The sequence below is a fragment of the Microbacterium sp. genome (genome assembly GCF_047972865.1).
Taxonomy (GTDB): Bacteria; Actinomycetota; Actinomycetes; order Actinomycetales; family Microbacteriaceae; genus Microbacterium.
The window spans coordinates 1-8,561 of sequence record NZ_JBKEAY010000120.1; the positions used below are offsets into that span (position 1 = coordinate 1).

Below are 8,561 nucleotides of genomic sequence, written 5' to 3' on the forward strand. Positions count from 1 at the left end.
TTTTGGGTGCTCCGGGGCGGTCGCCCTCGTAGTTGCTGACGACGGGGAAGTCGACCTCGATGACCTCGGCGCCCGCTGCTTCCAGATCGGCGCGGGCGGTCTCCCACAGCGTGACGACCGAGGCACGGGTGTGGATCCGCTGCCCCGTGGGGCCGCCGATCCCCGGGTTGTCGGCGGTGCCGGCCTCCCGGTCCGCGTTGAGGTACATGCGTGGGATGCCGATGCGGGTGCCGCCGAGCGACCCGTCCTCGGCGACGGACGGGTACGACACCGGCCGCACGGTGGAGGCCGCGGGGATCTGCACCCACGGCTGCACTCGCCAGAAGTCGCCGCGCGTGGTGGTGTCGTCGGCGACGATCACGTCGAGCACCTCGAGCAGGTCGGCCATCGTCCGGGTGTGCGGCACGACGACGTCCATCGTCGGCACGAGCGGCCAGTTGCCGCGCACCGAGATCACGCCTCGCGAGGGGGTGTAAGCGCACAGGGCGTTGTTCGAGGCGGGACCGCGGCCGCTGGACCAGGTCTCCTCGCCGAGTCCGAACGCCGCGAAGCTCGCCGCCGTCGCCGTGCCCGAGCCGTTGGACGACCCCGAGCCGAACGGCGCCGTCAGGAAGTCGCCGTTGTACGGGCTCTCGGCACGACCATATACCCCGCGCTGCATACCACCGTTGGCCATGGGAGGCATGTTCGTCAGGCCGAGGCAGATGGCCCCGGCATCCCGCAGCCGCTCGATCGTGAACGCGTCGCGCTGCGCGACGAGATCTTTGAAGGCGGGGGAGCCCGCCGCCGCCGTGAGTCCGCGGACGAGGTAGCTGTCCTTCGCCGTGTAGGGGATGCCGTCCAGCGGCCCGCGCGCCTGTCCGCGAGCCCGGCGCTCGTCGGATGCCGCGGCCTCAGCCCCGGCATCCGGATTGCGCACCACGACCGCGTTGAGCGCGGTGTCGGTGCCGGGCCTGTCGTACGCGTCGATGCGCGCGAGGTACGCGTCGACGAGTTCGACCGCCGTCGCCTGGCCGGCTTCGAGCGCCGCCCGCAGCTCGGCGATGGATGCCTCGGTCACCTCGATCATCGTGCTGCCTCTCGTCCTTGTACCGACATGCCCGGCTGGTGGTCAGGGCCCCACGGTTCATTCGCGCCGAAGTGCTTCCTCGGCCGCGTTGTATGCGCGCTTCGGCGCGAACGAACGGGCCGGGGCGACGCGGCGATCACGCTGAACATCGGGCCACCGCCGGCTGCTGCTGGGTGATGCAGTGGATGCCGCCGCCTCGGGCGAACAGGCCCCGAGCGTCGACGGTGACGACCTGGCGGCCAGGGTAGGCCTCGGCCAGGATGCCGCGGGCTGTGGCATCGGCGGCATCTTCGCCGAACCCACACGCGATGACGCCGCCGTTGACGACCACGTGATTCACGTAGCTCCAGTCGACGGGTCCGTGCGCGTCGGTGAGGGTCGCGGGCGCGGGCAGATCGATGATCTCGAACGCGCGACCCGCGGCATCGGCCTGTTCCGCCAGCTCGCCCCGCAGCTGCGCGGAGACGGCGTGGTCGGGGTGGGCGGCATCCCGCTGGTCGTGCAGCAGCAGGCGCCCGGGCGAGGGGATCGTCGCGACGATGTCGACGTGGCCGTTCGTGCCCATGTCGTCGTAGTCGCGGGTCAGCCCCCGGCTGAGCCAGAGTGCGCGAGTTGCTCCCAGTGTGCGCGCCATCTCGGCCTCGACCCGCTCGCGGTCGGCGAACGGATTACGGCGCGGGTCCAGCTGCACCGTGTCGGTCAGCAGCACCGTGCCTTCGCCGTCGACGTGGATGCCGCCGCCCTCGTTCACGAGCACCGAGGAGACGCGCTCGGCGCCCACCTCGGCGGCGATGAGTGCGGCGTGCGCGGCGGATGCCTGCCATTGCGCCCAGTCGGGCGCGCCCCAGCCGTTGAAGATCCAGTCGATCGCACCGAGCACACCGGGGCGTTCGCCGTCGACGACGAAGGTGGGGCCGTGGTCCCGCATCCAGAACTCGTCGACCGGGGCTTCGATGAGGGTGACCTCGCCCGGCAGCATGCGCCGTGCACGTGCCGCCTCGGTGGGGTCGACGATCATCGAGACCGGCTCGAACCGGGCCACCGCGGCGGCGACCGCGGACCAAGCCGCATACCCCTCTTCGCGTTCGGCGTCGGTCGCGCCGAGCGTGAACCCCTCGCGGGGGAACGCCATCCAGGTGCGCTCGTGCGGGTCGGTCTCACTCGGCATCCGCCAGCCCATGGCCTTCTCCCTCGGTGTGCGATAGGTTATTGATCAAGCGATCAATACGAGGAGCGTACCGAGCCGATGACCGATGCGTCAACCATCCGTCGCGTACGCAAGACGCCCGACGAGCGCCGCGCCGAGGTCGCTGACGCCGCGCGTGCCATCGCGCTGGACGACGGACTCGACGCCGTCACACTGCGCTCGGTCGCCGCGCGGGTGGGCGTCGCACCGGGGCTCGTGGCCCACTACATTCCGAGCATGGACGTGCTCGTCGCCGACACGTTCGGCGAGATCGTGGCGGGGGAGTTGCGCAGCGTCGTGGCTCTGATGGCCGGTGTGGATGCCGCCCCGCAGCGCCTCGGACTGCTCATCGACACGGTGCTCGACGGCGCGCGCCGCGACGTGACCCTCGTCTGGGTGCAGGGGTGGGCCGTTGGGTCCCGCAACGAGGCGCTGGCTGCGAGGGTGCGCACCGAGATGGATGCCTGGCAGCAGGCGATCGCCGGGGAGATCGAGCGCGGGCAGGATGCCGGCACGTTCGGCGAGGTCGATGCCGACGCGATCGCGTGGCACCTGCTCGCCATGATCGACGGTCTCGGCGCGCACAGCCTCGTCCACTGGCGCGAGCATCCCGCCCGTGCCGCGCTCACCCGCCGCGTGGTTGCCGGGCTGCTGGGCGTGGAGACGGCGGCGCTCACGCCGTAGCCCGCAATGGTGTTGCGTCCCGCGGGGTGCGGTGCTCCGCGGTGGACGAGCGCCACCGAGTACACCGCCGTCACCGAATCCGCGCGCCAGGGAATTCATGATAACCGCATGCTAATTTCATGAGATGAGCACGCTGCAGGTGAGGAACCTTCCCGACGAGCTGCACGCCAGGCTTGGTGAGCGGGCGCAACGGCTGGGCATGTCGAGGTCGGAGTACGTGACCCGTGTGCTGCGCGATGACCTGATGCGTCCGCTCATCGACGACTGGGCGGCGTCGGTCCGGGTATCCGGGCCCGCACGACCCATCGACGTCGTCGGCGTGCTCGACGACGTACGAGTCGAGTACGACCCGAACGCATGACCAGACGGGTCGTCGATGCGAGCGCCTTCCTCGACGCGGTGCTGCCGACGGACCGGCAGGACGCGGCGCTGGCCGCGCTCTCCGGGCACGAGCTGTGGGCGCCCGCGATCCTCGATCTGGAGGTGACATCGGCACTGTGGCGGCTCGTGCGAACCGCGATGATCTCGCTGGAGGAGGCGGAGCGAGGTCTCGCTCGCCTCGAGGACGCCCCGATCCGCCGGCTGGATCATGTCGGTCTGGCGAGGGCGGCGTGGCAGTCGCGGCAGTCGATCCGGATCAGCGACGGAATGTACATCGCCTCGGCGCACGCACTCGCAGCCGATCTGCTCACCTCAGATGCACGGCTGGCGCGCGCGCCGAGCCTCGGGGTCACCGTCACGCTCTTGCGCTGAGCGAGCGCTTCGTCTTGCGCCGCTTCACGCTCAACCGAGGAGCGCGGCGACCAGGCGAAACGCAACGTCGGTCAGCGCCCCGCGATGAGGTCGGCGGCGTGAGCGATCCAAGACGTGCGCGCCCCGCCGCCGGACTCGATGCGATCCGCGACTCCGTACGCCGCGTACAGGCCGTGCACGGCCAGCCACCGCAGCGGCTCGATCTCCCAGCGGCGGGCGCTGTGCCCGACCCAGGGCAGGCGCACGAGGTCGGTGTCGCGGCGCAGCACGAGGTCGGCGAGGGTGCGTCCGGCGAGGTTCGTCGTCGCCACACCGGTGCCGACGTAGCCGCCGGCCGAGCCGAGACCGGATGCCGGATCGAACCGTACCGACGGCGACCAGTCCCGCGGCACCGCGAACACCCCAGACCAGGCGTGCGCGATGGGCACGTCGGCCGCGGCGGGGAAGAAATCGTGCAACAGCGCCGTCAGCGAGGTGATCGTGCGCGGCTGCGTCCGGCCGTCGGTATCGACCCGCGACCCGTACCGGTACGGAACGCCGCGCCCGCCGAACGCGATGCGGTCGTCGGCGGTGCGCTGCGCGTACATGTAGACGTGAGCCGCATCGCCGAGGGTCGCCGCGTCCGCCCAGCCGACGTCATCCCAGAAGGACGCCGACAGCGGGTCGGTCACGATCATCGACGAGTTCATCGGGAGCCAGGTGCGGTGCTCGCCGGCGAGGTCGGCGGTGAAACCCTCGGTGGCACGGATGACGGCCTCAGCCCGCACCGTGCCGCGGTCGGTGGTGGCACGGCCGCGCTCGATCGCCGCAACGCGGGTGTCTTCGTAGATCGACACCCCGCGCCGCTCCACGGCGGCGGCCAGTCCGCGCGCGAGCTTGGCGGGATGAATGCGGGCGCCGTGCGGCTGCCACGCGCCGCCCCGCGCGCCGGCGACGCGCACCCGGTCGCCGAAGGTCGCGGCGTCCCACAGTTCCACGTCGGTGTGCGGCCAGCTCTGTTCGGCGCGGACCTCCGCCTGCGTGCGCGCCCACTGCGCGGGATTGCGGGCGACGACGAGTTCGCCGCCCTTGCGGATGTCGGCATCGATCCCTTCGGCGGCGGCCACGCCGATGACCTCGTCGACGGTCTCGTTCATCGCGACCTGCTGGGCGATCGCGGCATCCCGCCCGTGCGTGGCGACGTACTGCTGGCGCCCGCCGGTGACCGAGTTGACCAGCCAGCCGCCGTTGCGGCCCGACGCGCCGAAGCCCGCGAACCGCTGCTCGACGATGGCGATGCGCAGGTCGGGCTGCAGGGTCTTCAGGTAGTACGCGGTCCACAGGCCGGTGTAGCCGGCTCCGACGATGCACACGTCGACGTCGAGGTCGCCGGAAAGCGGCGGACGTGCGGCAGGCAGCCCGAGCTGGCGCCACCAGAACGAGACATCGCCGTTGCCGGTCACGCGAGGCTCGACATGACGTGCTTGACGCGGGTGTAGTCCTCGAAGCCATAGATCGAGAGGTCTTTGCCGTAGCCAGAGTGTTTGAACCCGCCGTGCGGCATGTCGGAGACGAAGGGGATATGCGCGTTGATCCACACGCACCCGAAGTCGAGGTCGCGGCTCATACGCATCGCGCGGCCATGATCGCGGGTCCACACCGACGACGCCAGCGCGTACGGCACGCCATTGGCGAGCGCGAGGGCTTCGTCGTCGGCGTCGAACGTCTGCACGGTCAGGACCGGGCCGAAGACCTCCTGCTGCACCAGCTCGTCGTCCTGCCGCAGCCCGGTGACGACCGTCGGAGCAAAGAAGTACCCGCGCTCACCGACCCGGATCCCGCCCGTCGCGATCGATGCGTGCTCAGGTAGCCGGTCGATGAAGCCTTGCACGCGGGCGAGCTGGCCGGCGTTGTTGAGGGGTCCGAAGAACACGCCATCGTCGTGCGGAGCCCCGGTGACCGCGTGCGCCTCGGCATGGGCCGCCAGGCGCCGCACGAGCTCGTCGTGCACCGAGCGGTGCACGAGCACCCGGGTCGCCGCGGTGCAGTCCTGCCCGGCGTTGAAGTACGCCGCTTCCACGATGCCGGGGACGGCGGCGTCGAGGTCGGCGTCGGCGAACACGAGTGCGGGCGCCTTTCCCCCCAGTTCCAGGTGCACGCGCTTGAGCTGGCGCGACGCGGTCTCGGCGACGGCCATCCCGGCGCGCACCGAGCCGGTGATGGCGACCAGTTGCGGGGTGGGATGCTCGATGAGCGACTGCCCCGTCGACCGGTCGCCCAGCACGACATTGAACACCCCCGGCGGCAGGATGTGCGCGGCGAGTTCGGCCAGTCGCACCGTCGTCTGCGGCGTCGTTTCGCTGGGCTTGAGCACGATCGTGTTGCCGGCCGCCAGCGCGGGTGCGATCTTCCAGATCGCCATGTTGAGCGGGTAGTTCCACGGCGTCACCTGCGCGACGACCCCGATCGGCTCACGCCGCACGAACGAGGTGAACCCCTCGGCGTATTCGGCCGCGGCGCGGCCGTTGAGCTCGCGCGCGGCCCCCGCGAAGAAGCGCAGTTGGTCGACCGACTGGTCGATCTCGTCGGCGACCAGGGTGGCCCGCGGCTTGCCGGTGTCCTGCGATTCAAGGTCGGCGAACTCTTCGGCCGCGGCCTCCAAGGCGTCGGCGAGCCGGAACAGCAGCAGTTGCCGTTGGGCGGGTGTGGTCGCGCGCCAGGCGGGGAACGCGCGCTCGGCGGCGGCGAACGCGGCATCCACCTCCTCCGGGGTCGATATCGGTGCACGGCCGTACACCTCTTCGGTGGCGGGGTCGATCAGGTCGTACAGTTCGCCGGATGACGGCGACAGCGCGCCGTCGATGACATTGTGCAGTGTGGTCACGGTTCCTCCTGATCGGGTGGCCTGGCGATGTGGCGGGCGTCGCGACTACACCGCGGCGTCGGCCTCGTCGAGCGCGCGGTCGATCACGTCGAGACCGCGCACGAGGTCATCCTCCCCGATCACCAGCGGAGGCGCCACGTGCAGGCGGTTGAAGTGGGTGAACGGCCACACCCCCGCCTTCTTGCACGCCGCGACCACCGCGGCGACCGGCGCGGCCTCGGCGCCCGACGCGTTGAACGGTACGAGCGGCTCGCGCGTCGCCTTGTCGCGCACCAGCTCGATCGCCCAGAACAGGCCCCGCCCGCGCACGTCGCCGACCGACGGATGCCGTTCGGCGATCGCCGCAAGACGCGGCGCGACGACCCGCTCGCCCAGGTCGCGCACCCGCTCCAGGATGCCGTCGCGGCGGAACACCTCGAAGGTCGCGACGCCCGGGGCGCACGCGAGCGGATGGCCCGAGTAGGTGAGGCCGCCGGGGAACGCGACCGTGTCGAAGTGGCTTGCGATACGGTCGCTGATCACGATGCCACCCAGGGGCACATACCCGGAGTTGACGCCCTTCGCAAAGGTGATGAGGTCGGGGACGACATCGAACGCGTCGACGGCGAACCACTCGCCGACCCGGCCGAACCCGACCATGACCTCGTCGGCGATGTACACGATGCCGTAACGGTCGCACAGCTCACGCACCCCGGGCAGGTAGCCCGGCGGCGGGATGAGCACGCCGTTCGTGCCGACGATCGTCTCGATGATGATCGCGCCGATCGTCGAGGCGCCCTCGAGGATGATCGTCTGCTCGAGGTGCTCCAGCGCGCGCGCGGTCTCTTCCTCGGGGGAGTCGGAGTGGAACGGCGACCGGTACGCGTACGGTCCGAAGAAGTGCTCGACCGACGCGTCGGCGGGTTCGTTCGGCCAGCGGCGCGGGTCACCGGTCATGGTGATCGCCGTCGAGGTGTTCCCGTGGTAGCTGCGATACATCGACAGCACCTTGCGTTTACCGGTGACCAGACGCGCCATGCGTACGGCATTCTCGTTGGCATCGGCGCCGCCGTTGGTGAAGAACACCTTGGAAAACCCGTCGGGGGCGACCCCCGCGATCAGCCGCGCCAGTTCGCCGCGGGTGTCATTGGCCATGGACGGCTGGATCGTCGCCAGCCGTCCCGCCTGCTGCGAGATGGCGGACACCAGGTCGGGATGCTGGTGCCCCAGGTTCAGGTTGACCAGCTGTGACGAGAAATCCAGGTAGCTGTTGCCGGCGTAGTCCCAGAAGGTCGCACCGGCGCCGCCGGCGACCGGGAGCGGATCGATGAGCGCCTGGGCGCTCCAGGAATGGAACACGTGCCGACGGTCGTCGGCACGCACGCGCGTGTCGGCGTCGAGGTCGGGTCGGATGTCGGAGGCGGTCACGTTTCGTCCTCAGTGGTTGCTCGGAAAGCCGAGGTTGATCTGGCTCTCGCTCGGGTTCGGCCACCGCGTGGTGACGACCTTGCTGCGCGTGTAGAAGTGAATGGACTCGGGTCCGTAGATGTGCGTGTCGCCGAACAACGAGTTGCGCCATCCACCGAACGAGAACGCGCCGACGGGCACGGGGATCGGCACGTTGACTCCGACCATCCCCACCTCGATGTCGAACTCGAACTCGCGCGCCGTGCGGCCGTCGCGCGTGAATACGGCGACGCCGTTGGCGAACGGGCTGTTGTTGATCAGGCTGACGGCTTCGTCGTAGTCGGTGACCCGCACGACCGACAGCACGGGTCCGAAGATCTCGTCGTCGTAGACCTTCATGCCGGGGGTGACGTGATCGACGAGGGATACGCCCGTGAAGAACCCGTTGCCGTCGAAGGGATGCTGCGTCCCGTCCACGACCACCGTTGCGCCCTCGGCCGCCGCGCCGGTGACGTAGGAGACGACCTTGTCGCGGTGTTCGCCGGTGATCAGTGGTCCCATCTCGCTGGCGGGGTCGGTGCCGTCGCCGATCGTGAGCGACCCCACCCGCTCGGCGACCT

General features: G+C 70.4%; 9 protein-coding genes. 3 read left to right on the forward strand and 6 right to left on the reverse strand.

All coding sequences use genetic code 11. The annotated features are described in order from the left end of the window. The coding region (locus tag ACK5KK_RS07525) for an amidase (protein WP_416889469.1) at positions 1-1,069 on the reverse strand (1,069 nt) is incomplete at its 3' end. A gap of 136 nt (positions 1,070-1,205) precedes the next feature. Next, complete coding sequence (locus ACK5KK_RS07530; protein ID WP_416889470.1) at positions 1,206-2,249, reverse strand: agmatine deiminase family protein; 1,044 nt, start codon at positions 2,247-2,249, stop codon at positions 1,206-1,208. A gap of 66 nt (positions 2,250-2,315) precedes the next feature. On the opposite strand from ACK5KK_RS07530, the gene ACK5KK_RS07535 reads away from it, so the two are divergent. The 3 genes from ACK5KK_RS07535 to ACK5KK_RS07545 all read left to right on the forward strand — a co-directional run bounded on the left by ACK5KK_RS07535 (position 2,316) and on the right by ACK5KK_RS07545 (position 3,692). Next, complete coding sequence (locus ACK5KK_RS07535; RefSeq protein WP_416889471.1) at positions 2,316-2,939, forward strand: TetR/AcrR family transcriptional regulator; 624 nt, start codon at positions 2,316-2,318, stop codon at positions 2,937-2,939. A gap of 124 nt (positions 2,940-3,063) precedes the next feature. Then, a complete protein-coding gene (locus ACK5KK_RS07540; RefSeq protein ID WP_416889472.1) occupies positions 3,064-3,300 on the forward strand; it encodes a FitA-like ribbon-helix-helix domain-containing protein in 237 nt (78 codons plus the stop codon). Next, positions 3,297-3,692, forward strand: coding sequence for a type II toxin-antitoxin system VapC family toxin (locus ACK5KK_RS07545; RefSeq protein ID WP_416889473.1), 396 nt, complete (start codon positions 3,297-3,299; stop codon positions 3,690-3,692). Before ACK5KK_RS07540 ends, ACK5KK_RS07545 begins: the two co-directional genes overlap by 4 nt. Before the next feature lie 71 nt (positions 3,693-3,763). On the opposite strand, the gene ACK5KK_RS07550 is transcribed toward ACK5KK_RS07545, so the two are convergent. From ACK5KK_RS07550 to ACK5KK_RS07565, 4 genes are all read right to left on the reverse strand, one after another. Further along, the gene (locus ACK5KK_RS07550; protein ID WP_416889474.1) at positions 3,764-5,134 is read right to left on the reverse strand and encodes an NAD(P)/FAD-dependent oxidoreductase; all 1,371 of its coding nucleotides are present in this window, start codon (positions 5,132-5,134) and stop codon (positions 3,764-3,766) included. Next, complete coding sequence (locus ACK5KK_RS07555; protein ID WP_416889475.1) at positions 5,131-6,555, reverse strand: gamma-aminobutyraldehyde dehydrogenase; 1,425 nt, start codon at positions 6,553-6,555, stop codon at positions 5,131-5,133. Before ACK5KK_RS07555 ends, ACK5KK_RS07550 begins: the two co-directional genes overlap by 4 nt. A gap of 45 nt (positions 6,556-6,600) precedes the next feature. After that, on the reverse strand, positions 6,601-7,962 hold the full coding sequence (locus ACK5KK_RS07560) for an aspartate aminotransferase family protein (RefSeq protein ID WP_416889476.1): 1,362 nt from the start codon (positions 7,960-7,962) through the stop codon (positions 6,601-6,603). 9 nt (positions 7,963-7,971) lie between these two features. Further along, positions 7,972-8,561 (reverse strand): aldehyde dehydrogenase family protein (locus ACK5KK_RS07565; RefSeq protein ID WP_416889477.1); only part of this gene is annotated, 590 nt, incomplete at its 5' end.

Coding starts and splice junctions, on each gene's coding strand:
- ACK5KK_RS07540 (WP_416889472.1), top strand. CDS start 3,064: ATGAGCACGCTGCAGGTGAGGAACCTTCCCGACGAGCTGCACGCCAGG.
- ACK5KK_RS07545 (WP_416889473.1), top strand. CDS start 3,297: ATGACCAGACGGGTCGTCGATGCGAGCGCCTTCCTCGACGCGGTGCTG.
- ACK5KK_RS07535 (WP_416889471.1), top strand. CDS start 2,316: ATGACCGATGCGTCAACCATCCGTCGCGTACGCAAGACGCCCGACGAG.
- ACK5KK_RS07530 (WP_416889470.1), bottom strand. CDS start 2,249: ATGGGCTGGCGGATGCCGAGTGAGACCGACCCGCACGAGCGCACCTGG.